Origin of the sequence: Streptomyces sp. NPDC032198, from assembly GCF_040636975.1 — a bacterium.
Taxonomy (GTDB): domain Bacteria; phylum Actinomycetota; class Actinomycetes; order Streptomycetales; family Streptomycetaceae; genus Streptomyces.
Map to the genome: position 1 here is coordinate 68,023 of NZ_JBEZVL010000017.1, position 23,134 is coordinate 91,156.

General features: G+C 69.7%; 22 protein-coding genes. 8 read left to right on the forward strand and 14 right to left on the reverse strand.

Annotation, left to right across the window (positions count from 1 at the left end):
* Window positions 1-132: 132 nt before the first annotated feature.
* The 8 genes from AB0E78_RS35935 to AB0E78_RS35970 form a co-directional block, all read right to left on the reverse strand.
* Window positions 133-498, reverse strand: a complete 366-nt coding sequence (locus tag AB0E78_RS35935) for a hypothetical protein (protein ID WP_361841977.1) — start codon at window positions 496-498, stop codon at window positions 133-135.
* 217 nt (window positions 499-715) lie between these two features.
* Window positions 716-1,669 carry a YihY/virulence factor BrkB family protein gene (locus tag AB0E78_RS35940; RefSeq protein ID WP_361841980.1) on the reverse strand — a complete coding sequence of 318 codons (954 nt, stop codon included), beginning with the start codon at window positions 1,667-1,669 and terminating at the stop codon, window positions 716-718.
* A 156-nt stretch (window positions 1,670-1,825) separates the two neighbouring features.
* The gene (locus AB0E78_RS35945) at window positions 1,826-2,287 is read right to left on the reverse strand and encodes a polyketide cyclase (RefSeq protein ID WP_361841983.1); all 462 of its coding nucleotides are present in this window, start codon (window positions 2,285-2,287) and stop codon (window positions 1,826-1,828) included.
* A gap of 119 nt (window positions 2,288-2,406) precedes the next feature.
* The gene (locus AB0E78_RS35950; protein WP_361841986.1) at window positions 2,407-3,312 is read right to left on the reverse strand and encodes an ABC transporter ATP-binding protein; all 906 of its coding nucleotides are present in this window, start codon (window positions 3,310-3,312) and stop codon (window positions 2,407-2,409) included.
* Window positions 3,309-4,067 (reverse strand): ABC transporter ATP-binding protein, encoded by a 759-nt coding sequence (locus AB0E78_RS35955; protein WP_361841989.1) that lies wholly within the window; start codon window positions 4,065-4,067, stop codon window positions 3,309-3,311. Before AB0E78_RS35955 ends, AB0E78_RS35950 begins: the two co-directional genes overlap by 4 nt.
* On the reverse strand, window positions 4,064-4,936 hold the full coding sequence (locus tag AB0E78_RS35960) for an ABC transporter permease (RefSeq protein WP_361841992.1): 873 nt from the start codon (window positions 4,934-4,936) through the stop codon (window positions 4,064-4,066). The genes AB0E78_RS35955 and AB0E78_RS35960 overlap by 4 nt, the downstream gene beginning before the upstream one ends.
* Window positions 4,933-5,988: an ABC transporter permease gene (locus AB0E78_RS35965; RefSeq protein WP_361841995.1), complete on the reverse strand. Its 1,056-nt coding sequence runs from the start codon at window positions 5,986-5,988 to the stop codon at window positions 4,933-4,935. Before AB0E78_RS35965 ends, AB0E78_RS35960 begins: the two co-directional genes overlap by 4 nt.
* Before the next feature lies 1 nt (window position 5,989).
* A complete protein-coding gene (locus AB0E78_RS35970) occupies window positions 5,990-7,558 on the reverse strand; it encodes an ABC transporter substrate-binding protein (protein WP_361841997.1) in 1,569 nt (522 codons plus the stop codon).
* 434 nt (window positions 7,559-7,992) lie between these two features.
* On the opposite strand from AB0E78_RS35970, the gene AB0E78_RS35975 reads away from it, so the two are divergent.
* From AB0E78_RS35975 to AB0E78_RS35995, 5 genes are all read left to right on the forward strand, one after another.
* Window positions 7,993-9,264 carry a serine hydrolase domain-containing protein gene (locus AB0E78_RS35975; protein ID WP_361842000.1) on the forward strand — a complete coding sequence of 424 codons (1,272 nt, stop codon included), beginning with the start codon at window positions 7,993-7,995 and terminating at the stop codon, window positions 9,262-9,264.
* A gap of 262 nt (window positions 9,265-9,526) precedes the next feature.
* The gene (locus AB0E78_RS35980; protein WP_361842003.1) at window positions 9,527-10,366 is read left to right on the forward strand and encodes a GNAT family N-acetyltransferase; all 840 of its coding nucleotides are present in this window, start codon (window positions 9,527-9,529) and stop codon (window positions 10,364-10,366) included.
* A gap of 138 nt (window positions 10,367-10,504) precedes the next feature.
* On the forward strand, window positions 10,505-10,915 hold the full coding sequence (locus AB0E78_RS35985; protein ID WP_361842006.1) for an SRPBCC family protein: 411 nt from the start codon (window positions 10,505-10,507) through the stop codon (window positions 10,913-10,915).
* Window positions 10,916-11,029: 114 nt separating this feature from the next.
* Window positions 11,030-12,046 (forward strand): bile acid:sodium symporter family protein, encoded by a 1,017-nt coding sequence (locus tag AB0E78_RS35990; RefSeq protein WP_361842008.1) that lies wholly within the window; start codon window positions 11,030-11,032, stop codon window positions 12,044-12,046.
* A gap of 121 nt (window positions 12,047-12,167) precedes the next feature.
* Complete coding sequence (locus AB0E78_RS35995) at window positions 12,168-12,716, forward strand: GNAT family N-acetyltransferase (RefSeq protein ID WP_361842011.1); 549 nt, start codon at window positions 12,168-12,170, stop codon at window positions 12,714-12,716.
* 20 nt (window positions 12,717-12,736) lie between these two features.
* Here AB0E78_RS35995 and AB0E78_RS36000 read toward each other — a convergent pair whose 3' ends face one another.
* The 5 genes from AB0E78_RS36000 to AB0E78_RS36020 all read right to left on the reverse strand — a co-directional run bounded on the left by AB0E78_RS36000 (window position 12,737) and on the right by AB0E78_RS36020 (window position 17,815).
* Complete coding sequence (locus AB0E78_RS36000; protein ID WP_361842014.1) at window positions 12,737-13,336, reverse strand: TIGR03086 family metal-binding protein; 600 nt, start codon at window positions 13,334-13,336, stop codon at window positions 12,737-12,739.
* A 153-nt stretch (window positions 13,337-13,489) separates the two neighbouring features.
* Entirely contained in the window at window positions 13,490-14,770 is a 1,281-nt protein-coding gene (locus AB0E78_RS36005; protein WP_361842017.1) for a YeeE/YedE family protein, read from the reverse strand.
* Window positions 14,771-15,042: 272 nt separating this feature from the next.
* The gene (locus AB0E78_RS36010; RefSeq protein ID WP_361842020.1) at window positions 15,043-16,044 is read right to left on the reverse strand and encodes a serine hydrolase; all 1,002 of its coding nucleotides are present in this window, start codon (window positions 16,042-16,044) and stop codon (window positions 15,043-15,045) included.
* 272 nt (window positions 16,045-16,316) lie between these two features.
* A complete protein-coding gene (locus AB0E78_RS36015) occupies window positions 16,317-17,201 on the reverse strand; it encodes a pentapeptide repeat-containing protein (RefSeq protein WP_361842023.1) in 885 nt (294 codons plus the stop codon).
* Window positions 17,202-17,299: 98 nt separating this feature from the next.
* Window positions 17,300-17,815 (reverse strand): hypothetical protein, encoded by a 516-nt coding sequence (locus tag AB0E78_RS36020; RefSeq protein ID WP_361842026.1) that lies wholly within the window; start codon window positions 17,813-17,815, stop codon window positions 17,300-17,302.
* Between the two features lie 170 nt (window positions 17,816-17,985).
* Here AB0E78_RS36020 and AB0E78_RS36025 point away from each other — a divergent pair, with 170 nt between their 5' ends.
* The 3 genes from AB0E78_RS36025 to AB0E78_RS36035 are packed head-to-tail and all read left to right on the forward strand — an operon-like array spanning window position 17,986 to window position 22,143.
* A complete protein-coding gene (locus tag AB0E78_RS36025) occupies window positions 17,986-19,548 on the forward strand; it encodes a GMC family oxidoreductase N-terminal domain-containing protein (RefSeq protein ID WP_361842029.1) in 1,563 nt (520 codons plus the stop codon).
* Between the two features lie 34 nt (window positions 19,549-19,582).
* The gene (locus AB0E78_RS36030; protein ID WP_361842032.1) at window positions 19,583-21,001 is read left to right on the forward strand and encodes an aldehyde dehydrogenase family protein; all 1,419 of its coding nucleotides are present in this window, start codon (window positions 19,583-19,585) and stop codon (window positions 20,999-21,001) included.
* Complete coding sequence (locus AB0E78_RS36035; protein ID WP_361842035.1) at window positions 21,001-22,143, forward strand: M20 family metallopeptidase; 1,143 nt, start codon at window positions 21,001-21,003, stop codon at window positions 22,141-22,143. The genes AB0E78_RS36030 and AB0E78_RS36035 overlap by 1 nt, the downstream gene beginning before the upstream one ends.
* A 74-nt stretch (window positions 22,144-22,217) precedes the next feature.
* On the opposite strand, the gene AB0E78_RS36040 is transcribed toward AB0E78_RS36035, so the two are convergent.
* Entirely contained in the window at window positions 22,218-23,015 is a 798-nt protein-coding gene (locus AB0E78_RS36040) for an SDR family oxidoreductase (RefSeq protein ID WP_361842038.1), read from the reverse strand.
* Window positions 23,016-23,134 lie beyond the last annotated feature (119 nt).

Genomic DNA, 23,134 nt, shown 5'->3' on the forward strand with positions numbered 1-23,134 from the left:
TGGCGCCCGGGCCGATGAGAGGTGACGAGAGGTGAGGAGAAGTAGTGCCTTATATGGCTTCAGGCGTCAGGGTGGAGGCGGCTGAGCCGTCTCCACCCTGACGCCTGAAGTGGTGGGTCTATGAGGAAGAAGTCAGATGCGTCCATGTGTCAGCCGAGTCAGCGGTCCGCCCTGGATCTTCGCTGTCCGGCGCCCGGCGGTGAAGGAAACACCGACCACGCTGACCAGGCCCGCGGCGGCGCCTGCGGCGATGGCCTTGCGGTTCTTCACCAGGGTCCAGCCGGCGGCTGCCGTTGAGGTGACCTTGCCGGTGGCCGATGCGACCGTCTTGCTGCCGCTCTCGATGCCCGCGGCTGCGGCCTGCTTCGCACGCTGCGTCGCGTGACCGAGAGCATGCGCGCCGGAGCTGGCGGCGTCGGCCGCCTCCCCGGCGGACCCCTTCGCCTTCTCGGCGGCCTCAGCGGATTCCTGCTTGGCCTTCTGTGCAGTGGTGTTCACCTTGCGCGCCCCTGTAGTCGTGGTGGACCGCCCCTTGGCGGCTGTCGTCTTCGTGCCGTGCCGAGAGTTTCCGGCGCCGTCATCAGATCTTCTTCTCTCTTCAGCCATGCAGTCCGTGTTGCCACTCAACGCTTCGTGAAACTTGTAGTGTTCGACTCCGCTTCGTGGACCGGCAGCAGAGAACCGAGCGGCGTCAGGTACTTCGGGCCGCCGCACCTCACACCCCGGGGTCCGCCTCGACCGGCCCGGGCTTCAGGGCGCGCGCCGCCTCCAGTTGGGCCGCGAAGGACAGGCCAAGGAACAGGGCGATCGAGGTCAGGTAGGCCCACAGCAGCAAGGACATGAAGGCGCTGAGCGGGCCGTAGACGGTGTCGAAGGAGCCGCTGACCGAGAGGTACAGGCTCAGAAGTCCGGTCAGACCCGTCCACAGGATGAGGTAGACCGCGGCGCCGAACGCCAGCCATGTGTAACCGGGTTGGCGCCGCCGGGGCGCGCGCCTGAAGATGATGCTCGCCGAGACGAGGGCAAGCACGAAGCCCAACGGCCAGCGCAGCACCCCGAACACGGTGCTTGCCTGGTGCCCGACACCGAAGACCGTCACCGCCGCTGCCGCCAGGTCACGGCCCGCCACCATGATGACGAAGCCCAGCCCCAGGGGCAGGCCCGCGGTGACGGCCATGGCCAGGCCGCGCAGGTACTTCCGGTGGAAGGGGCGGTCACGTTCGTTGCCGTAGATCCGGTTGGCGCCGCGCTCGATCTGGCACATCGCCGTCGTGACGTTGGTCAGCGAGAATGCGAGGCCGAACCAGAGAGCGACTTGCGTGCCACCTCCCGCTGTACGGCGGCTGCGGGCCAGTGCCTCGTCCACGACATCGGCGCTCGGCCCTCGTGCCATGCGGTGGATGACCACCTCGGCGAAGCGGCCGACGTCCTGGGTGTGCAGCACGCTCGACAGGCCGACGAACACGATCGCGAGCGGGATGACCGCGAGGACCGTCTGCAGGGCCAGTGCCCGAGAGTGGCTGAACCCGTCGGCGTAGCGGAACCGCGTGAAGGCGTCGCGCAGCAGCCGCCAGCCCCCGTAGTGACGCAGCGCCACGAAGCCTTCGTCGCCGGAGAGCTCCTCGCCCTTCATGTCCCGCGTCTGGGGAACCGTCGTCGCCGTGCCCATACCCCGCCCCGATCCGTCGGCCGTACGCAGACAGAACGTTCCTGCGTGTCAGTACCCCGTGCCCAGGGTGCCGGCACGCAATCCGGTGGTGAGTGACGGGATGGGGGCGGGGGCGGGGGCGGGGCGGTCGAGGAAGTAGGACGCCGATTGTTTTCGCTACTCCACGTTCCGCGCCAGAATCCCGAGGGTCGCGCGGAGTGCCGCCTCGGGGATGACGGGGAAGATGCCCGCGTCCCGGTACCGTTCCTCGACCTCGCTCCAGTCGTAGTACGACGTGGCCAGCGTGCCGCCTTCGCGGGCCTCGAGTCGGTATCCGTACAGGTGCCGGATGGGAGGCTGCACCTGGCCGGAGATCGTCCATTCGATCTGGGCGTCCTGCTCAAACTTCGTGATGATCACGGTGACGTCGTACTTGCCCATCGGGTAGTCGTTCAACGCTTCACGGTCCATGTGGACGACAAATGTGTCGCCGACCCCGCGGGCAGGCTTGCCCTCGGCGGATTGCAGCATTCCTGAGCTGTCGATGGCCACATGTCCGGCCGGGTCGCACAGCAAGGCGAAGATTTTGTCCGGGGAAGCGGAAATCTGGCGCTGCACTTCGAATCGCTCTGTCGTCATGTGATCCACCCTTGCACGATCACGGAACCCGGGGCCAGCAAACGCCGGTGCTCGTGCTGGCGGGCGTATCGGCAGCGAGGTGAGCTTGACCCGCCCGCCCGCCCGCCAAGCCGGCCGGTTCACGAGGCGGCATGCAGCCAGCACGCTGCCGGGCCGAAGTCAGGCTCCCGCACCCGGCAGATGTCCATCACATGCGGGCAGCGGGGGTGGAAGCGGCATCCCGGAGGCGGGTCGGCAGGGTCGGGGACGTCGCCTGCGAGTTCAGCAGGCAGGGTCCCGAGGCCGTCGGGGTGGGGAATGGCGCGCAAGAGGGCCTGGGTGTAGGGGTGTTGGGGGGAGTTCCAGACGGCGGCGGTCTCGCCGACCTCGACGATCCTGCCGAGGTACATGACCGCGATCCGGTCGGCTATCAACCGGACCACGGACAGGTCATGGCTGATGAAGAGCAGGCCCGCGCCCGCGTCCACGGCCAGGTCGCGCATGAGAGCGGCTACCTGCGACTGGGCGGAGGCGTCCAGGGCGGAGATGGGTTCGTCGCCGATCAGCAGGCGGGGGCGGGCGGCCAGGGCACGGGCGATGGCGACGCGCTGGCGCTGCCCGCCGGAGAGTTCGTGTGGATGGCGGGTGGCGAACGAGCGGGGTAGGCCGACGCGTTCGAGCAGGTCGGCCGGGGTCTCGGAGTCGCCGCGGACGCGCAGGCCATCGGCGATCTGATCCCCGGCGCGGCGCCGCGGGTTCAGGGAGGCGTAGGGGTCCTGGAAGACCATCTGGATGCCGGTCAGCTCCCTGCGCCGCAGGCCGAGCGGGGTGACCGGCCGCCCGTCGAACGTGATGGAGCCGCCCGCCGCCGTGTGCAGCCCGCAGACGGCGCGGGCCAGCGTCGACTTGCCGCACCCCGACTCGCCCACCAGGCCCACGACTTCGCCCTTGGCGACCGTGAGGCCGGCCCCGGCGACCGCCCGGACGGCGGGCCGCCCGGGGGAGCGGTGCTCGACCACGAGATCGGTGATGCTGAGCAGGGTCACGGCAGGGCCTCCAGCAGGGAGCGGGTATAGGGATGGGAGGGCTTGCGCAGTACGGAGTCCCGCGGGCCCGATTCCACGACCAGGCCTTCACGCAGGACACTCACGTCGTCTGCGATCGCCGACATGACGCCGAGGTCGTGGGTGATGAGCAGGACGGCAAGGCCGAGTTCGTCGCACAGCCCGCGCAGCAGTCGCAGGATCCCGGCCTGCACGGTCACGTCGAGGGCGGTGGTGGGCTCGTCGGCGATGAGCACCTGTGGGTCGCAGGCCAGCGCCACCGCGACGGCGATGCGCTGACGCATGCCGCCCGAGAACTGGTGCGGGTAGCGCGTGAACGCCTGAGCGGGGCCGGGGATACGGACCTTGGTGAGGAGCTCGACGGCGCGCTCGCGCGCTTCGGCCCGGCCGAGGCCCAGGTGCAGGCGCATGTGCTCGGTCAGTTGCCTGCCCACGGTCAGCATGGGGTGCAGGCTGGTGGACGGATCCTGGAAGACCATCGCGATGTCGTTGCCGCGCACCCGGTTGAGTTCCTTGTCCGGGAGCCCGAGCAGCTCGCGCCCAGCGAGTTCGATCCGTCCGCTCGCCCGAGCTCCGGGCGGCAGAAGTCCCAGTACGGCGAAGCCCGTCATGGTCTTGCCCGACCCGCTCTCGCCCGCAAGGCCGTGCACCTTCCCCTTGCGCAGGGCGAGGTCGACACCGGACAGGATCCGCGTCCCACGGATCGTCACCCGCAGGTCGGTGATCGTGAGGGTCACAGGGCACGCTCCTTGACCTTGCGGGCGGTTCGGGGGTCCAGGGCGTCGCGCAGCGTGTCACCGAGGAAGTTGAACGCGAGGACCACCGTCAGGATCGCGAGGCCCGGGAACGTAGCCACCCACCAGCTGTCGAACACCTCCACCCCCGACGCCACCATCGCCCCCCACTCCGCGGACGGCGGCTTGGCGCCCAGGCCGAGGAACGACAGACCGGAGAGCAGCAGCAGCGCCGTACCGATGTCGAGCGTGGCAAGGACCAGGACCGGTCCCACCACGTTGGGCAGTACGTCCACCCGCAGCGAGCGCCACACCGAGAAGCCGAGCAGCCGCCCGCTGAGCACGTACTCCTGCTCACGCACGGCGAGCACGAGGCCGCGGCTGACGCGGGCGTACGTCGCCCAGGCCACGACGAGCACGGCAAGGACCGCGTTGGTGAGGCTGGCGCCGAGCGCGGCCGCCACCACCATGGCCAGGATGATCGTCGGGAAGGCGAAGACGAGGTCCGCGAGGCGCATGATCGCTTCGTCCGCCCACCTGCCGAAGTAGCCGGCGACGGCGCCGAGGAACCCGCCGATCAGGACGGAGAGGGCGACCAGGAGCAGGGTGAGCGTGATCGACACGCGAGCGCCGTACAGGACCCGGCTGAGGATGTCGCGGCCGAGCTGGTCGGTGCCGAACCAGTGCCCGGGGCCCGGTTCGGCGAGGCGGGGCAGCTCCTGGGCGAGGGGGTCGTGCGGTGCGAGGAGGGGCGCGGCGGCGGCGATCACCAGCCAGGCGAGCACCACCACGGCTCCGATGACGGCCTGCGGTCGCCGCCACGCGTCGGGCAGTCGCCTGACGGCAGTCAGTACAGCGGTCGGTCGGCTCATCGAAGCCTCACCCGGGGGTCGATCACGCCGTACAGGACGTCCACGATCAGGTTGATGGCCAGGTAGACGCCGCTCACCACCAGGCCGACGCCCATGATGGCGGGCAGGTCCAGGGCGGTGGCGCTCTTGTAGGCGTACTGGCCGACCCCCTGCCAGGCGAAGATCGCCTCGACAAGGACGGTGCCCGACAGGAGGCTGCCGAACGCGAGGCCCGCCACCGTGATGATCGGCACCAGCGCGGAGCGCAGCACGTAGCGGAAGAGGATCACCCGTCCCGGCAGCCCCTTGGCACGGCCCGCACGGACGTAGTCCTGGCCGAGCACCTCCAGGACGGCGCTGCGGGTGAAGCGGGTCAGCAGCCCGATGGTGTAGAGCGAGAGCACCAGGGCGGGCAGGATCAGGTGGCCGAGTGCGCTGCCGAAGATGTCCCACCGGCCGGACAGGGCGGCGTCCAGCGTGTGCAGGCCGGTGAGGTGTTCCGGGGCGCCGAGAGCGGGATCGACGCGACCGCTGCCCGGGGTGAGCTGCAGACGGTAGAAGAAGACGCAGAACGCGAGGAGCGCCAGCCAGAAGGTCGGTACCGAGACGCCGATCAGGCTCAGCATCCGCAGGACGTGATCCGCCGCGCGGTCCCGGCGCAGGGCGGCGATCAGGCCGAAGGCCACGCCGAGCACCAGCGACACCAGGATGGCCGCGCCCGCGAGCTCCAGGGTCGCGGGCACGAACTCCGCCAGGTCCTCGCTGACCGGTCGGTGGGACTGCTGGCTCGTGCCCAGGTCGCCGTGGAGCAGGCCCTGAAGGAACAGCAGGTACTGCTGCGGGAGCGACGTGTCGAGTCCGTGGTCGGCCCGCCACTGCGCCACGGCTGCCGGGTCGCCGAGCGCCTGCTGCCCCAGATTCGCGGCGGCCGGGTCGCCCGGCACCATGTTCGTCAGCACGAACGTCACCAGCGTGATGCCCCAGGCGAGCAGGAGCGCGATGAGGATCCGGCGGACGAGGAACCTGGTGAGCGGCCTGTCTCGGCGCCGCACGCGATCGTGAAGGGTGGTCATGTCACTTCACGCCCAGGTCAGCGATGTCGACGGTCCACACCGGGTGGTACTTGAGGCCGGTCACCGAGGTGGCCGTCACGATGTTCTGGCTGGGCTGAAGGAGTGGGACGTACGGGCCTGAGGCGTTCAGCTTGTTCTGTACGTCGGCGTAGGCCTTCTTGCGCGCGTCGTCGCCGATCACGGTGGCCGCCTTCTCGCCGGCGGCCTCCAGCTTCTTGTCGGCACCTGTCTTCCAGCCGAGGCGCAGACCCACGAGCTTGCCGGGCAGGAACACCAGGTAGCCGCTGGGGTCCGGGTGGTCAGGCCCCCAGTACCAAAGGCCCATCTCCTCCTTGCCGTTGCGGTAGTTGTCCGCGGCGGTGGAGAGAGGGGCGGGCGCGAGGTCGACGGTGATGCCGACCTCCTTGAGGTTGGCCTGGACGCGCTCGGCCAGTGGCTTCAGGGACAGGCCGTTGACGGTGAGTTCGCTCGGGTACTCCAGCTTGACCGTCGGGTTCTTCAGCCCGCTCGCCGCAAGCGCCGCCTTGGCGCCCGCCACGTCCCGCTGGGGTGCCTGCTCCGGCGGGAGTGCGCCGAGCAGTTGCGACGGGATGATGCCCGGCGCCTGCACCGATCCCTCGCCGGCCAGTTCGAGGAGCCCCTTGTAGTCGACGCCCTTGCGTACCGCTTCGACGAACTTCGGGTTCGAAGTCGTCTTGCTGATCGCCTTGTTCCGGGTGGCGAGCAGGAAGATCACGTTGGCCGACGCGGTCCGCGTCACCCGCAGACTGCCGGGCATGCTCTTGGCCTGGTCGCCGGAGAGGTTCAGAGCCACCTGGCTGTCGCCGCGCTGCACGTTGAGCTTCTGCGTCGCCGCTTCGACGTTGCGTATGACGACCTTGTCGTACGCGGGTGGGGAGCCGTAGTACTTCTTGTTCGCCCGCAGCACCACCTGGTTGCTGACGTTGAAGGAGTCGATCACGTACGGTCCCGACCCGGCCGACGCGGAGTTGAGGTACTGCTCCGCCTTGTCCTTGGCATCGGTCGTCGCGCCGTGCTCCTTGGCGACCTCGCTGTTGAGGATCCCGAGCACGGGGTTGGGCAGGATGTACGGCAGAGCGGGGTTGGGCTTCTTCGACGTCAGCGTGATGGTGGAGTCATCGCTCTTGGCCACCTGCACCCCGTCAAGGAGGAACGACGGGTTGCCCTTCATGTCGCGCAGCCGGGTCAGCGAGAAGACCACGTCGTCGGCGGTGAGCGGGGAGCCGTCGCTGAACTTGGCCCCCGAACGGAGCTTGAGCGTCAGGACCTTGCCGTCGTCCGACAGTTTGAACGACTTGGCCAGCGCCGGTACCGGCTTCGTCACGTCGCCGCCCTCGAAGGTGAGCAGCGTGTCGTACACCGCCTTCCCGATGAAGAGGCCGGTCGCCTCGTACATCCGTCCCGGGTCGGCCGTCTTGAGGTCGAAGGACGTGTCGATGACCAGAGTCCGGCCACCGGCGGCCGGCGTGCGCGAACCGCCGCCGGAGCAGGCGGTCAGGGCGAGTGCGGACGCGAGCAGCAGGGCCGTCAAATGCGTGCGGGGCGTCATGAATGGACCTCCAGGTCGTACGGCAGCGCGGGGCAGACGAGGTCGTGGGGGTGTGGGTGTGGGTGGTGCGGGCCGTGGGGGTGTGGGTGGTGCGGGTCGCCCAGGTCGTGGCGGGGTGACAGCGAACGGTAGGGCAGCTGCGGGGGCGCCTCTTCGGACCGGTGCACGAAGGGGAGTGCACTCGTATGTGCCGTCGGACAAAGGTCATGCGTCCTTGGCGGGTGCGGGTGCGGGTGCGGGTGCGGGTGCGGGTGCGGGCGCGGGTGGGGGTGCGGCCTTAACCCGGTCGGGTTTGTGCTGCAGCACCATTCGGTGCACGGGATTTGGGCCTGCTGCCCTTAGCCAGGGGGTGCCGGGGCCGGGGACGATGTCGGCTCCCGGGAGGCATTGCCCGGGAGTACGCAACTGCCAGCCTCGCTACGAAAGGAAGCCCCATGTTCCGTCGTTCCAGAGCTGTCCTCATCGCGAGCATCGCGGCTATGGTCATGGCCGCGACACCGGCTGTGTCCGTGGCCGAGTCCGCGTCCGCCTCCGCGGAGCCCGTGAAGGGGAACGACGCCGTCCAGCGTGCGCTCGACCGAGCGGTGAGCGAGGGAGGGGCTCCCGGCATGCTCGCCGAGGTCAAGGACGGCAAGAGCAAGTGGTTCGGCTCCGCCGGCGTAGCCGACACCGCGACCGGCCGCAAGCCGCAGGCCGTGGACCGGTTCCGGATCGGCAGCACGACCAAGACGTTCACCGCCACCGTGCTGCTGCAACTGGTGGGGGAGGGACGGCTCCGCCTCGACGACAGCGTCGAGAAGTGGCTGCCGGGCGTGGTGAAGGGCAACGGGCACGACGGCAGCAAGATCACCGTACGGCAGCTGCTCAACCACACCAGCGGCATCTTCAACTACACCAACGATCCGGAGGTCGTGGCCAAACTGGTCGGTCCGGGCTTCCTCGAACACCGCTTCGACAGCGTCCGCCCCGAGCAGCTCGTCAAGACGGCGATGAGCCATGCGCCGGACTTCGCGCCGGGCACCTCGTGGGCCTACTCCAACACCAACTTCATCCTCGCCGGGATGATCGCGGAGAAGGTGACGGGACGCCCGCTCGCCAGTGAGGTGACCCGGCGGATCATCGCGCCGCTCGGCCTGACCAACACGTATCTGCCGGGCCAGAGCACCAGCATCTACGGGCCGCACGGAAAGGCCTACTCCAAGCTCCTGCTCCCCGACCCCACGGCTCCGGTCCATGACGTGACCGAGCTGAACGCCTCGTGGGCCGGCTCGGCCGGGGACATGATCTCCACGTCCGGCGATATCACCCGGTTCTACACCGCCCTGCTCAGCGGCAAGTTGCTGCGTCCCGCCGAGCAGAAAGCCATGTTCACCGCCGTTCCGACTGTGAACTGGATCCCGAACACCGGGTATGGGCTCGGCATGATCACCCAGAAGCTGTCCTGCGGTGTGCGGGTATGGGGACACGGCGGCACGATCCACGGCTCGCTGTCGTGGTCGATGGGCCTGCGCGACGGCTCGAAGTTCGCCAGCACCCACATGAACGGTGACTGGGTCGACCAGGGCGGCATCTCGGTCGACGTGATGCAGTCGGTCTTCTGCCCCGACTCTGCCTCTGACTCTGCTTCCGGTGGCGGTGCCGGTACGGGAGGCGACTCCAAGGACAGGACCGCACGCCCGGCGGCTCGCCCCTTGCAGCTGTTCTGACCGGCCGTCAGCGCGCCCCCGCCCGCCTCTGCCTGGAGCATCCGGAGATCGGATCGCCCTGGGCAGAGGCGGGCGCGGGGTGCAAGCACCGGCTCCGGAAACCGGCGTTCGGGGCACACCACCGCTGATCAAGGCCACTGATCACCATCACTGATCACCACCACCGAGGAGTCGACGGGATGAGTTCGCGGGAGTTCCAGGGTCGGCTGTGCCGTCGGACACCGGCGAGGCGACCGGTACGCGAGTTGATCGGAGAGGAGGCGTGAGCGGACTCATCGAAGCGTCCGTGACGGCGTCCGACCTGGCTCAGCGACGGTCCGGCGTGGTCATCAAGGAGTTGTCGCAGGAGACGGAGTTCCGGGCCGCCTGCGCCCTGCTGGACAGGGTTTGGCGGCCTCCGGCGGGCAACCCGCTGATCACCACGGCGCTGCTGCGGGCCTTCCAGCACTCGGGCAGCTATGTGGCCGGCGCCTACGAGGCCGACCGGCTGACCGGCGTGTGCGTCGGCTTCCTCGCGGAGGCCGGGCTGCACTCGCACATCGCTGGCGTCGACGCGCGGGCCCGTGGCCGGAACGTCGGGTTCGCGCTGAAGGTCCACCAGCGGGCCTGGGCGCTGGAACGCTCCATCACCAAAGTGACGTGGACGTACGACCCGTTGGTCAGCCGCAACGCCTACTTCAACCTCGCCAAGCTGGGCGCGGTCGCCGATGAGTACCTGCCGGATTTCTACGGCGTGATGGACGACGGCATGAACAAGGGACAGGGGTCCGACCGGTTACTCGTCGCCTGGCACCTGGCCGCCCCGGCCGTCGCCGAGGCCTGCGTCCGACCGCGGGACCAGGCAGCTGTACCTCCGGACGCTGCGGTAGGCCTTGATGCGGATGCCGAAAGGCTGCCGGTCCTGGGTCCCCTCGACGGCCCCTGCGTCACCGTACGGATCCCCTCCGACATCGAGGCACTGCGCAGGGAACGACCGGAGGCCGCCTACGCCTGGCGGGCGGCGCTGCGCAGGGCCCTCGGCGGGTTCCTCGCCGAGGGCGCGGCCGTCACCGGGTTCACCCGCGACGGCCGGTACCTCGTCGAACGCAAGGCAGAGGGATGAGGATCGGCGGCGCGAGACGGCGGCGGGGCGTGGTGCTTCAGGACCCGGTCGCTACTGGATCGGGTCGGCGTGGACGGTGCACCGCATGGTCCGATTCGTTCAAGACCGCGATGGCACCGGCCCGCTAACGTCATCGTCATGATCAGTACTGACAAGGAATCACGGCACCTCAGTGTCCGCATCGACCGCACCGCCGCGGACGTCTACGCCTTCGCGTCGGATCCCGCCAATCTCCCCGCCTGGGCCCACGGCCTGGGAGAGGCCGTCGAACGGCGGGGAGGCGAGTGGGTGGCGGAGTCGTCCCCGATGGGTCGGGTCGTGGTCAGCTTCGTGCCCCGCAACGACCTGGGGGTGCTCGACCACCATGTGACGCTGCCGTCCGGGCAGACCGTCTACAACCCGGTCCGCGTGATCGCCGATGGCAAGGCGTGCGAGGTGGTGTTCACCATCCGCCGGCAGCCGGAGGCGAGCGACGCGGAATTCGAGCGGGACGCAAGCACGGTCGTCGCCGACCTGACCCGGCTCAAGGGGCTGCTGGAGTCCGCGTAGGACCAATGGCGCAAGGCGTCGTCTTGACCACGTCGTGAACCGCGCCCGCTGCGGTGCGCGGGCACAGGCTGCACGGCCGTGGACTTTTCAAGCAGCCTCACGGAGGCTGTTCACGTGGACTCGCCGCTGACCACCTATCTGCTGCCTGCCGTCCTCGCCGTGATCATGTTCGGTCTCGGACTCGGCCTGTCCGTAGTCGACTTCCGCAGGGTCGCGGCGTACCCGCGGACTGTGGCCGTCGCACTCACCTGCCAGCTGGTGCTGCTGCCCGCCGCCTGTCTGGGCTTGGTCATGGTCTTCGACCTGGGTCCCGCGCTGGCCGTGGGCATGATGCTGCTCGCGGCCTCTCCCGGCGGCACGATGGCCAATATCTTCAGCCATCTCTTCGGCGGTGACGTCGCCCTCAACGTCACGTTGACCGCCATCAATTCGGTGATCGCCGTCGTCACGTTGCCGATCGTCGTGAATCTCTCGCTCGATCACTTCATGACCGGTACGGACGACGCGCTGGGACTGCGCTTCGACAAGACGTTGCAGGTTTTCCTCGTCGTGCTGGTTCCGGTCGCTGCGGGAATGTGGGTCCGACAACGCCATCCGGATCTTGCGGAGCGTTCCACCCAGGTGGTCAAGGTGACGGCGGTCACCGCGCTCGTCGCCATCGTCATCGCCGCGGTCACCGCCGAGCGGGAGAACGTGCTCGGCTATCTCGCCGACATCGGCCTCGTCGTCTTCCTCTTCGGCGCGGTCTCCCTTGTCCTCGGCTATGGTGCGACCCGGCTGGGCCGTGGCGACCACCGTCAGTCGGTCGCCACCTGCTTCGAGATCGGCATGCACAACACCACGCTGTCGATGGCCATCGCCCTCAGTCCCTCACTGCTGGACAGCACTCGGATGGCCATTCCCTCGGCGGTGTACGCGGTGGTGATGTTCCCCATGGCCCTGACCGCTGGGTTCTTGCTGCGTCGCATCGCCTCGACCGGGAGCGTCGCCGTCGGCACGGGAGCGCCTACGGCGTCCGCTTCCACGGGCTGGAGGCGGGGGAAGGGGGCGGGCCCGTGGTCAGCACGGAAGCGGTCCGCGCCCGGCGGAAGGAAACGTGACCCCAGCGACCGGGCCCGCCGGGAGCCTTGAGCCGCACCTGGCCCCGCCGATCACCGATCATCGATGGCCGATCACCCGATCACCGATCGTCAAGTCCGCCGGAGCAGTAAAGCGGTGGACAGTCCTCCCGTGCTGGGTGACCATCGCCGCGATGAACAACGAACCTCTCTCCCTCCCCAAGCGCGTCCGCTTCGTCGAACTCAGCGCAAAGGCGCTGCGGGCGCTTGCCGACGGTGACCTCGCCGGCGGCAGCGCCGAGGCCGGGGTCGCCCTCGACGAACACTTCGTTGGTGACCGGGCCCGCTGGATCTTCGGCTACCGCGCCGACCAGCTGGCCAAGGACCCCTCTGCCGCGCCCTGGATCACGCGAGCCGCAGTATCAGTGCCGGACGGGGCCGTCGTCGGCGACGCGGGGTTTCACGGGCCACCGGACGAGGGCGGCCTGGTCGAGGTCGGCTACACCGTCGTGCCCCGGTACCGGCGCCAGGGCTATGCCCGCGCCATGCTGAGGGAACTGCTCGTCAGGGCCGCCGCTGAACCCCGTGTCAGGACCGTGCGCGCCAGGATCGGATCCGACAACATCGCTTCTCTGGCCTCCATCGAAGGCTTCGGCTTCACGCGCGTCGGAGAGCAGGGGAACGAGCACGACGGACTCACGCTCATCTTCGAGCTCCCGGCAGACGCAATGCGGGCCGGGTGACTTACGACTGGCGGACCCGCTCAGCGGCCCATGAGCCGCAACAAGCGGGCCTGCCGGGACTCCGCAGCAAGGGGCGGGGCCTCTGGGGCGGCGAAGAAGCGGTGAGCGGTGTCGGCGGAGACAGGTGACTCCGCCAAGTCGGCGTAGATGTCGGTGAGGTGGTCCTCGATCCAGGCGACGAGCCCGGGGTCGAGTTCCTCGGGGGCGTTGATGGCATGGGCCAGATCCCAGGTGTGCATGGTCGCGTCCGTGGTGCGGACGGCGAGGGCCTGTTCTCCGCTCACCGGGCCGAGGGGGTAGTCCAGGATCTGCTCGAGGGCACCGGGCCTGCGGAACGCCGCGGCGCACTCCCGCACCGACCGCATGTACGCGCCCAGCGGATCGCCGCCCAGGGCATCGGTGTCTCGCAGCCGGATGAATTCGGCGGCCGAGCCACCGTCCAGCAGGGAGACGTAGTTGAGGTTTCCCCGAGTCATGTGATTGACGAGGTGGTGTACGTCCCATTCTGTGCAGGGGGTCGGCGCCGACCACTGCTCGGGCCCTACCGCGCGAAGCCTGCGCGTGAACTCGGAACTGGCGAGCAGATAGCGGTCGACGATGCCGGCGAAGGGGGATGACATAGCCGCAGCGTAGGAGTGCCGAGGGGGGACGTGCTGGCGGAAAACAGACGTCGAACCCCCTGGAGGCACGCTTGCGGCCTGGATCGGCGGATGCCTGCGTAAGAACAGCGCGCCGACGTCGGGTAGTTGGGGGTGGTGGTGCAGGCCGTCAGGTCAGCAGACGCTGTCCGTCGGCTTCGGGTTGCCCAGGCCGAACAGCGGGCGCAGACGCAGGCCCGCCCAGGTGCCGAGGATGGCCACGATGGCCCAGATCCACCCGTGGAGGGATCCGGAGGCGATACCGGCAAGGTAGGCGCCGATGTTGCAGCCGCCGGCGAGGCGGGCGCCGACGCCCATCAGGATGCCGCCGATGACAGCGGCGAGCGCCGTGCGGGCGGGGATGTTGCGGTGCAGCTGCCACACGCCGCCCGCGGCCGCGGCGACGGCCGCGCCGACCATGATGCCGATGTCGGTGAGGCTGTTCTTGTCGGCGAGCACCGGCCCCGACAGCTGGGCCGCGCTGTCGGGCTGCTGCCAGAACGCCCAGGTCTCCGGCGAGCCGCCGAGCGCGCCCACGACCTTCGAGCCCCACAGGGCGAACGCGCTGGTGACACCCCAGGCGCCGCCCGAGACGAGCAGTACACCCGCGCCGAGCAGGGCTAGCACGACGGCTCCCGCGGCCAACGGCCAAGAACCCCGCACAGTACGGCGGAGGGCGCCGCGCGCTGATGGCGGGGTGCCGACCGGCGGGGGAGTGCGGCGGGCCTGCACGGCACGGGCGATGAACCAGATCCCGGCGAGTACCGCGATCGTCACCGCCCATGAGCCGAACCAGCCGATGTGGTCGGACATCACGTACGGGTCGAGCGCGGGCAGCTTGTTCCAGAGGCCGAACTGCCAGGCGGCGAGGGTGGAACCGGTGATGAAGCCGAAGAGGGTGAGCACGATGGTGCCCTGGCCGGAACCGACGGCGAAGAGAGTCCCCGAGGCGCAGGCGCCGCCGAGCTGCATGCCGATGGCGAAGAGGAAGGCGCCGATGAGCAGCGCCACTCCGATCGGCCCGGCGCTGGGCGCGGGGACGGAACCGAACAGGCCGCTGCCGGTGCCGATGACCAGGGCGAAGAGGGTCGCGGTGGTGCCGAGCAGCAGGGTGTGGGCACGCAGCCCGGTGCCGTTGCCGACGGCCACCAGCTGCCGCCAGGCGGAGGTGAAGCCGAACCGGGAGTGGAACAGGGCGAACCCGAGGCCGATGCCGAGCAGCAGGAGGACGCCGGGCTTGGCCCCGTGCTCCGCGAAGACATAGCCGGCGAGGGCGACCCCGATCGCGCCGGCGACCGCCAGCGGCACCCGCCGGACCGGTGGCGCGGCCTCGGTCGCAGGGGCGGGAGCGGAGGTGGGAGCAGGGCTGAGCAGGGCGGTCCGGGACGGCGCCCCGGCAGCGGGAGCGGTGGTCAAGGGGGTCTCCGGGAACGGGAGGGGGGATCGGACAGGCGGTGATCGCGTGAGCGCAGAGCGCGAGGCGTCAGCGGCGACAGAGTGCGTCGTCGACGCTCCACTGCGTGGCCGCGAAGAGCGCGAGAGCGAGCTGACGAGCGAATCCGAACATGCGCACCACCATAGGCATCCCCGTAGAGATCCCGGAGCGCCGTCTCACATAGAGAACATGCCAATGAGACGGCGGCATCGGTCAACCCTGGTGGATCGACCAGCCCCGGTGGACCGTCCGGTCAGTGGGCGAAGCCCCAGTCGAGCATCTTGGTGGCGTCGTCGAAGCGGTTCTTGTCGGCCCCGATGATCGCGCCGACCAGGGTGCGGTTGTCTCGCTCGGCGGCGAAGACGAGGGAGTAGCCGGCCTCCGCACCGCTGCCGGTCTTGATGCCCAGGGCGCCGTCGTACGTGCTCAGCAGTTCGTTGGTGTTGTCCCAGGTGTAGTACCGGGTGTGACCGTTGGCCGCTGGAGCCTCGGCCTTGAACTGCTTGTTCTTCACGACGTCGGCGAACACCGGCTGCAACATCGCGCGCTGGCCGAGCTTGGCCAGGTCGCGGGCGGTGCTGCGGTTGTCGCCGTGCGAGATGCCGTCGAAGGAGTCGAAGTGCGTGCCGGTCATGCCCAGTTGCCGCGCTTCGGTGTTCATCTGGTTCTCGAAGTCGGCGATCCGAGCCTCCGTGGTGTCTCCGGAGCCGAAGTTGTCGGCCAGGGCCATCGCGGCGTCTGCCCCGGACGGGATCAGCATGGCGTGCAGCAACTGCCTGACGGTCAGTTTGTCGCCGGTCTGGAGGTCGGCCGTACTGGCGCCGGTCGCCGTTACGTAGTCCCGGTACTCCTGCTTCACCGTGATCTGCCGGTCCAGCCACTCCGGGTGCTTGAGTACCACCACGGCAGTCATGATCTTGGTGGTACTGGCCATTGATACGCTCTCGTCAGCCTTGGCCCCGGCCCACAACTCCCGCTCCTGGCTGCCGTCGCGGGCGTCAAGCAGGAAGGCGTGGTCGGCCTTGATGCTGGGGGCGTCCTCGACTCTCGTGTCCAGCGTGCCCTGGTGCTGACCGGCGGGAGCAGCGGCCTCACCGCTCGCCCGGTTGCTCTCATCGGCGGATTGCGTGGCACTGGGGGTGGCTGCCTGGGCGATGCCACCAGCGGTGATCGGCAGGATGGCCCCGAAAAGCGCGACTGTCGCGACCCGGGCCCCCGTGCGGTGCAGCCGGTTGGGGCGGGCGTGGGAACCCATGATGCGTCCCTCCTCCCGGCGCGGGGCGCCGGCTTGTGACAGAAAATCGGTGCATGCTGAACCTACTTAGATGTGGGCGGACATCTCAAGATCGCTCTGTCATAGCCGGGTAACAGGACTGACCACCATGAAGATGTGGTGCAGGTATTCGCCGGGTTCCATGAGGAGACTTGCGCGGTGCGGTGCGCCGCCGAGGTTGCGTACGGGTGCGCTGGGCGCCCGGGCCATCGCGTACCTGGCTTTACGGCGGGAAGGCGTCCATGGAGGTCGGGTCAGGGGCGTGAGAGAAGGCGGCGTACGAAGGCGTCGGCCTCGGCCTGGCTGATCTCGACGTGGTCGGTGTCGTTGTGCCCGAGTTCGTAGAGGCGCAGGTACTCGGTGGGCTCCCAGCGCAAGTTGCGGGTGAAGGCCTCGTCCCGTACGAGGCGTCCGGCGCGGCGGCGCCGGACGACGCCGCTGGGGTGGCTGCGGGGGAACTCGTCGTCGATGCGGGCGTAATACGTCGTGGTGCCGGCGGGGGAGTTGAGGACGTGGACGGCTGCGCCGCGCTCGGTCAGCCACAGTTCGAGCGCGAGGCCGGCCAGCTCGTGCCGGGTGCCGTCCGGGGTGGTGAGACAGGCGGGCCCGAAGACGGTGCCGCTCATCCCGGCCACGCGCGTCTCGTCGTCGAGGGTGGCCTGGAAGCTGGTGTCCGCAACGGAAACGTCGGTCAAGTCGGCGCCTTCCAGACGGGTGTTGCCGAGCAGCGAGGCACCGTTCAGCCGGGCCGCGCGGAAGCAGGCTCCGCGCGCGTCGACGTCGTACAGTTCCGCGCTGCCCAGGTTGGCACCGGTCAGATCCGCGGCGCGCAGGATGGTCTCGGTGAGCTCGGCCTTGACCAGCACTGCCCGCGTCAGATCAGCGCCTTCCATGTCTGCCCACCCGAGGTTCGCCCGGTACAGGTCCGCTTCCCGCAGCCGGATGCCGCGCGCCACGGATGGGCAGAACAGGGCCAGGCCGAGATCGGTGCCGGAGAGATCGGCGCCCGAGAGATCCAGGTAAGTGGCGTCCAGGGTGCTCTCGTCCGTCGCGGCAGCCCAGGTGCTTAGGACGGCGGCTGCCTTTCGATCCCCCGGCAGCCGGTGGATCCGGCGAGAGTCCTGGTCGTCGACAGTCATGACCGCGGTGCGCCCTCGACTGCGCCCTCGACCGTGTCGATCGCAGGAGTGTCAGCCATGCCTGGATGCTAATGCAGAGGTACCGGAGGTGTGCCCCGTCACGCCTCCGGCGCCTGGCTCGCCGTGAACTCCGCAAGGAGCACTTCGAGCCGCTGCGTCATGAAGGCGTAGTACTCGACCATCCGCCGCACGCGCTGCCGCTGCTCAGGTGGGAGTCCCTCGGCCCGCCCCTGGGCCCGCTCGGCCAGGGCGTGCAGTTGCGCGGTCTGTTCGAGCTGGTGCTGCAGGCAGCCCACCCAGGCATCGTCGCGCCAGCGGAAGACGAACTGACGCGACCCTGTGGGCTTGTACCGCTCCACCGTGCCGTTGGTGATGAGCAGGCGCGTCGTCTCCGACATCGAGCCCTTGCTGGCGCCGAGCACCTCCATGAGCTGCGCGAGCGTCAGAGGGGCCCGACTCGTCATCAGGACTCCCGCGGTACGCCCGGCCATCCGGGGCCACCCCATAGCCTGGCCGATGTGCAGGCCGAAGTCCTCGATGAGCGCGGCCGCGCCACCGGATCCCGCGCTACCCGATCCCGCGTCCCCGGATCCCGCGTCCCCCACTGCCGACACCCGCGCCTCCTCGGATCAATGGTCCATGAACCGATGAGATCGGTCCATGCGATCGGTCAATGTGAATTGAACGTTCACTCTTGACTGAACTTTGAGCTGGTTGCAGTCTACCTTTCACGGCGATCCGAGTCTGTCGCGGATCTCGCTCATCTGACTGCCGGAGGTGCCGTATGCCCGAAACAGGCTGGGATCTGATTGTCGTGGGTGCCGGGTCGGCGGGGGCCGCGCTGGCCGCCCGGTCGGCCGCCGCCGGGCGGCGTGTGCTGTTGCTCGAAGCCGGACCCGACTACCGCTCCGCCGAGATGCCGGAGGTCTGGCGCTCCCCGAATCCGGTCCGGGCCCTGCTGGACCCGACCGCCGCGCAGGAACTGGTGTGGCCCGGCCTGAACGCCACCAGGACCGATCGGCAACCGCAGATCCCGTACTGGCGCGGCCGTGGCGTCGGCGGGAGTTCGTCGGTCAACGGGCAGATCGCGATTCGCCCGCCGATGGAGGACTTCGACGACTGGGCCGCCGCGGGCTGCCCCGGCTGGTCCCGCGAGGACGTGCTGCCGTACTTCGCGAAACTGGAGAACGACGCGGAGTTCGGCTCCGAGCCGTACCACGGGCACGCCGGACCCACCCCCATCTTCCGTACGCCGCAAGCCCGTTGGGGCGGCGCTGACCGCGCACTCCACGAGGCGGCACGCGCCGCGGGGTACTCCTGGGCACCGGACGTGAACGCCCCCGGTGCGACGGGCGTCTCGCCCTACCCGATCAACTCCCGGGCCGGGCGCCGGGTCTCGGTCAACGACGCCTATCTGGAGCCCGCCCGCGACCTCGCGACCCTGACGGTACGCGGCGGGGCCCTGGTGGACCGCGTCGTGTTCTCGGGCAACCGCGCGGTCGGTGTCCGCGTACTGGCCGACGGGGCGACGGTGACCGAATACGGCGACGAGATCGTGCTGAGCGCCGGTGTGATCCACTCTCCCGCCGTGCTGTTGCGCTCCGGCATCGGCCCGTCCGCCCAGCTGCGTGCGCTGGACATCGCCGTACGGGCGGACCTGCCCGTCGGCAGCGGCCTCCAGGACCACCCCATGATCGTCCTGGAACTTCCGCTCACCCGGGAAGCTGCCATCAAGACGCCCGACGACCGGCACACCAACGTCTGCGTCCGCTACACCAGCGGACCCGGCGCGCACGTGAACGACATGATGTTCGTGTCGCTGAACCAGAACGTGCTGTCCATGGCGGCGGCCGACACCGATCTGCCCGCGGGCGGGGTCGGGGTGTGGCTGAACCAGACGTTCTCCCGCGGTCACCTCGCTCTCGTCTCCGCAGACCCCACCGTGCAGCCCCAGGTCCACGAGAGCATGCTGTCCGACGCCCGCGACCTGACCCGACTGCGGGCAGGCGTAAGGGAGTTGGCGGCGCTCGCCGCAGGCGCGGAGGTGGCATCGATCGTCCGGGCTCCCGTCCCGCAGCACAACGCCGCCCTGTTCGCCGCACTCGACGACGACGGACGCCTGGACGACCACCTGCTGACCCATGTGGTCGACGCGCAACACGGCACGAGCACCTGCCGCATGGGATCTCCGGATGACGCGACGACGGTGGTCGATCCGGCCTGCCGCGTGCACGGCCTCGAGGGGCTGCGCGTGGTCGACGCCTCCATCTTCCCGACCGTCCCCCGGGCCAACACGAATCTTGCCGCGATCATGGCCGGGGAACTCATGGCGGACCGCCTCCACTGACCTCCTCAACGGCCCACGAAGGAGCACCAGTTCCATGCAGACCTTGCAGAACCTGATAGCGGGCACGTGGCAGGAATCGGCCGACAAGACCCTCCATGCCCTCATCGATCCCGCCACTGAAGAGCTCGTCGCCCACCGGCCCGGGGGATCGGCCAAGGACGTCGACGACGCCGTCCGCGCCGCCGTCGACGCGCAGCCCAAGTGGGCCGCGCGGACGCTGGCCGAACGGATCGAACTGCTGCACCGCTGGGCCGACACGGTCACGGAACACGCCCTGGAACTTGCCGAGTTGGAGTGCCGGGAGATGGGCAAGCCGGTCGGCCTCGGTCGGACGTTCATCGAGGGCGCGGCCCTCGGGCTGCGCGCCGCCGCCGACCAGGCCCACTCCTACGCGTTCGAGCAGAGCATCCCGGGCCCCGGTGGGAGCACCACCCGGATCGTGCGGCGGCCGCTCGGCGCCGCCGCCGTGATCACCCCGTGGAACTTCCCCGTGCCGATGGTGCTCGGCGCGATCGGCCCCCTGCTGGCCGCGGGCAACACGGTGGTGGTCAAGCCGTCGGAGCGCGCTTCGCTGTCCGTGGTCCGGCTGTGCGAGCTGCTCGACCCGCCACCGGGCTTGCTGAACCTGGTCCTTGGTGACGCCAGGGCCGGCATCCCGCTGGCCGAGCACGAGGACGTACACCTCGTGCACTTCACCGGCTCCGTCACGGCCGGACGCGCTGTCGGGGCCGCCGCGGGCGCTCGGCTGCACCGCAGCGTGCTCGAACTCGGCGGCAAGGACCCGGTCGTGATCGACGCCGACGCCGACCCGGTACGGACGGCGGCGGCGGTCGCGTTCGGTGCGTTCGTCAACTCCGGCCAGATCTGCACATCCATGGAGCGCATCTACGTCCACCGCGCCATCGCCGAACCCTTCATCGAGGCGCTCGTGGCGCAGGCCGCCGGCCACGTGCTAGGCGACGGCCGCGACGAGCGGACCACGCTGGGCCCGCTGGTCGACCGGCCCCAGCGCGACCTCGTACACGGGCACGTCGTCGACGCCGTGGCACGCGGCGCCACCGTCCGTACGGGCGGCACTGTCCCTGAAGGCCCCGGCTTCTTCTATCCGGCGACCGTGCTGACCGGCGTGGACGAATCGATGGCCGTACTGCGCGAGGAGACCTTCGGTCCGCTCGCCCCGGTCGTCGTGGTCGACTCCTTCGAGGAGGGCCTCGACCGCGCCGCCCGGTCCCGGTTCGGCCTGGCCGCCACCGTCTACACCGAGAACGCCGACCACATCGCGGCAGCCGAACGGCTGCCCGTGGGCGTGGTGTGGGTGAACCAGTGGCAGGGCGGCGGCCCTGAACGGCTATATGAACCGGCGGGCATCAGCGGCATGGGTGCCACCGGGGCCCACGCCGCCTACGACGCCGCCACCCGTCCCGCCTCCATCCACATAGCCGAGGCCGGCTGATGACCGCTCCTCGCACATCGGACAAGGGCCAGGTCGCCGCCCAAATTCAGCGCGGCAGTGCGGAGTTGGTGTCCCTGTCCCACCGCATCCACGCCCATCCCGAGCTCGCCTTCGAGGAGACCCTGGCAAGCCAGTGGGTCGCAGAGGCACTCGACGGCGCGGGTTACGAGGTCCGGCACGGCTGCTACGACCTGTCCACCGCCGTGCACGCGACGATCGGCAGCGGCCCGGTCCACGTGGGGATCTGCGCGGAGTACGACGCCCTGCCCGGCATAGGCCACGCCTGCGGTCACAACATCATCGCCGCCTCGGCCGTCGGCGCCGCCGTGGGCCTTGCCGACGTGGCGGACGACCTCGGACTGACCGTCTCCGTGTTCGGCACCCCCGCCGAGGAGGGCGGCGGCGGCAAGGTCCTCATGCTGGAACGCGGCGCCTTCGACGGTCTGGACGCCGCGATGATGGTCCACCCCGCGGCCACCGAGATGGCAGCCATGCCCGGCCTGGCCGTCTCCCAGTTCGACATCTCCTACCAAGGCCGACCCGCTCATGCCGGGGCCTGGCCCGAGGAGGGGGTCAACGCACTCGACGCGATGACGCTCGCCCAGGTCGGCATCGGACTGCTGCGCCAGCAGACGCGCGGCGACGACCGCATCCACGGCATCGTGACCGACGGCGGCAGCGCGGCGAACATCATCCCCGACCGCACCGACGGCCGGTGGATCGTGCGCTCCGCGACCCGAGAGGCCCTTGACCGGCTGACCCCGCGCGTCCACCGCTGCTTCGAGGCGGGTGCACTCGCCACGGGATGCGACCTGACCATCAGCGCCGGCGGCCCCGACTACGCGGACCTGCGCCCCGATCCAGCACTGCTCTCGCTGTACCAAGCCAACGCCGAGGCGCTCGGCCGCAGCTTCCCGCCGCTCCCGCCGGGTGGCGCCGTCGGCGCCGCGACCGACATGGGCAATGTGTCCCACGTCGTGCCGAGCATCCACCCCATGCTCGGCCTCGACTGCCCAGGCACCGTCAACCACCAGCCAGAGTTCACCGCCGCCTGCATCACCCCCGCCGCTGACCGGGCGGTGCTCGACGGGGCGACGGCACTGGCCTGGACGGCTGCGGATCTGGCGCTGGGGAGGCGCTAGGCGTGCCGTTCGTGTGTAGGGGCGGGGTCTGCGGCCGTCCGGGCGTTGCCACTTGCTCTCATTGCGAGCTTGGCTCACCCCAGACCACCATTGCTCTGGAGAAGCTGGCCGTTGATCCACCCACCCTCCGCTGAGCAGAGAAACGAGACGAGATTCGCGCAGTCCTGCGGCACACCGAGGCGTCCCAGCGGAGTGAAGCGGATCATGTCCGCCTTCTGCTCCTCAGTCATCCACCCGGTGTCGGTAGGTCCGGGATTGATCGCGTTGCAGGTCACTCCCAGGCGGGCGAGCTCATGGGCGGCGGCCAACGTGATCCGGTCCATCGCTCCCTTGCTCGCCCCGTACGGGAGATTGCCTGCGGTGTGATCGCTGGTCAGGCTGACGATCCGTCCGCTGCCATGCTGTCCGCGAAACCGCAGCCCGTACTCCCGGATCAGCAGCCAGGTCGCCCGCGCATTGACCGCGAAGTGCAGGTCGAAGCTCTCCACCGTGGTGTCCAGCAAGCCGGAGTCAACCGACTCGCAATGGCAGAGCACCAGCGCGGTGACGTTCCCCAACTCGCGCTCGACATCGTCGAAGAGCTGAGCCGGCACGGCCGGGTCGCTCAGATCCGCTTCGACCGCAAGCGTTCTCGCCCCAAGGGAAACCACCTGCTTCCGCAACTCTTCGGGCGCACCCGCCTCCGTTCCCCACTCCATGCGCGCGTCATACGGAGTCCAGTACGTGAAGGCCACGTCCCAACCGGCCCGGGCCAGCTCCAGCACCACGGACGCCGCGATCCCCGCCGACCGTCCTGCCCCCGTGACCAGGGCAAGCGGGCGCCCCGCCTTCCCCACGTCCTGCCGGCTCCCCACGCCCGTCGCACCAGTCATGTTCCTCATCCTGGGGCTCCGCCCCGCACAAGGCACGCGATTTTCCCGGGCCCTGCCACGCTCACACCCTTTGAGAGGTACGGACCCTTCCGAGCTGGAGCAGGCACCGTGCCCGGGCC

What these genes read in the sequence shown, in the direction of transcription:
- AB0E78_RS35960 (WP_361841992.1), bottom strand. Translation starts at nt 4,936, where the DNA reads ATGAGCCGACCGACCGCTGTACTGACTGCCGTCAGGCGACTGCCCGAC.
- AB0E78_RS35970 (WP_361841997.1), bottom strand. Translation starts at nt 7,558, where the DNA reads ATGACGCCCCGCACGCATTTGACGGCCCTGCTGCTCGCGTCCGCACTC.
- AB0E78_RS36000 (WP_361842014.1), bottom strand. Translation starts at nt 13,336, where the DNA reads ATGTCATCCCCCTTCGCCGGCATCGTCGACCGCTATCTGCTCGCCAGT.
- AB0E78_RS35945 (WP_361841983.1), bottom strand. Translation starts at nt 2,287, where the DNA reads ATGACGACAGAGCGATTCGAAGTGCAGCGCCAGATTTCCGCTTCCCCG.
- AB0E78_RS35965 (WP_361841995.1), bottom strand. Translation starts at nt 5,988, where the DNA reads ATGACCACCCTTCACGATCGCGTGCGGCGCCGAGACAGGCCGCTCACC.
- AB0E78_RS35940 (WP_361841980.1), bottom strand. Translation starts at nt 1,669, where the DNA reads ATGGGCACGGCGACGACGGTTCCCCAGACGCGGGACATGAAGGGCGAG.
- AB0E78_RS35985 (WP_361842006.1), top strand. Translation starts at nt 10,505, where the DNA reads ATGATCAGTACTGACAAGGAATCACGGCACCTCAGTGTCCGCATCGAC.
- AB0E78_RS36040 (WP_361842038.1), bottom strand. Translation starts at nt 23,015, where the DNA reads ATGACTGGTGCGACGGGCGTGGGGAGCCGGCAGGACGTGGGGAAGGCG.
- AB0E78_RS35995 (WP_361842011.1), top strand. Translation starts at nt 12,168, where the DNA reads ATGAACAACGAACCTCTCTCCCTCCCCAAGCGCGTCCGCTTCGTCGAA.
- AB0E78_RS36035 (WP_361842035.1), top strand. Translation starts at nt 21,001, where the DNA reads ATGACCGCTCCTCGCACATCGGACAAGGGCCAGGTCGCCGCCCAAATT.
- AB0E78_RS36025 (WP_361842029.1), top strand. Translation starts at nt 17,986, where the DNA reads ATGCCCGAAACAGGCTGGGATCTGATTGTCGTGGGTGCCGGGTCGGCG.
- AB0E78_RS35975 (WP_361842000.1), top strand. Translation starts at nt 7,993, where the DNA reads ATGTTCCGTCGTTCCAGAGCTGTCCTCATCGCGAGCATCGCGGCTATG.
- AB0E78_RS36030 (WP_361842032.1), top strand. Translation starts at nt 19,583, where the DNA reads ATGCAGACCTTGCAGAACCTGATAGCGGGCACGTGGCAGGAATCGGCC.
- AB0E78_RS36010 (WP_361842020.1), bottom strand. Translation starts at nt 16,044, where the DNA reads ATGGGTTCCCACGCCCGCCCCAACCGGCTGCACCGCACGGGGGCCCGG.
- AB0E78_RS36015 (WP_361842023.1), bottom strand. Translation starts at nt 17,201, where the DNA reads ATGACTGTCGACGACCAGGACTCTCGCCGGATCCACCGGCTGCCGGGG.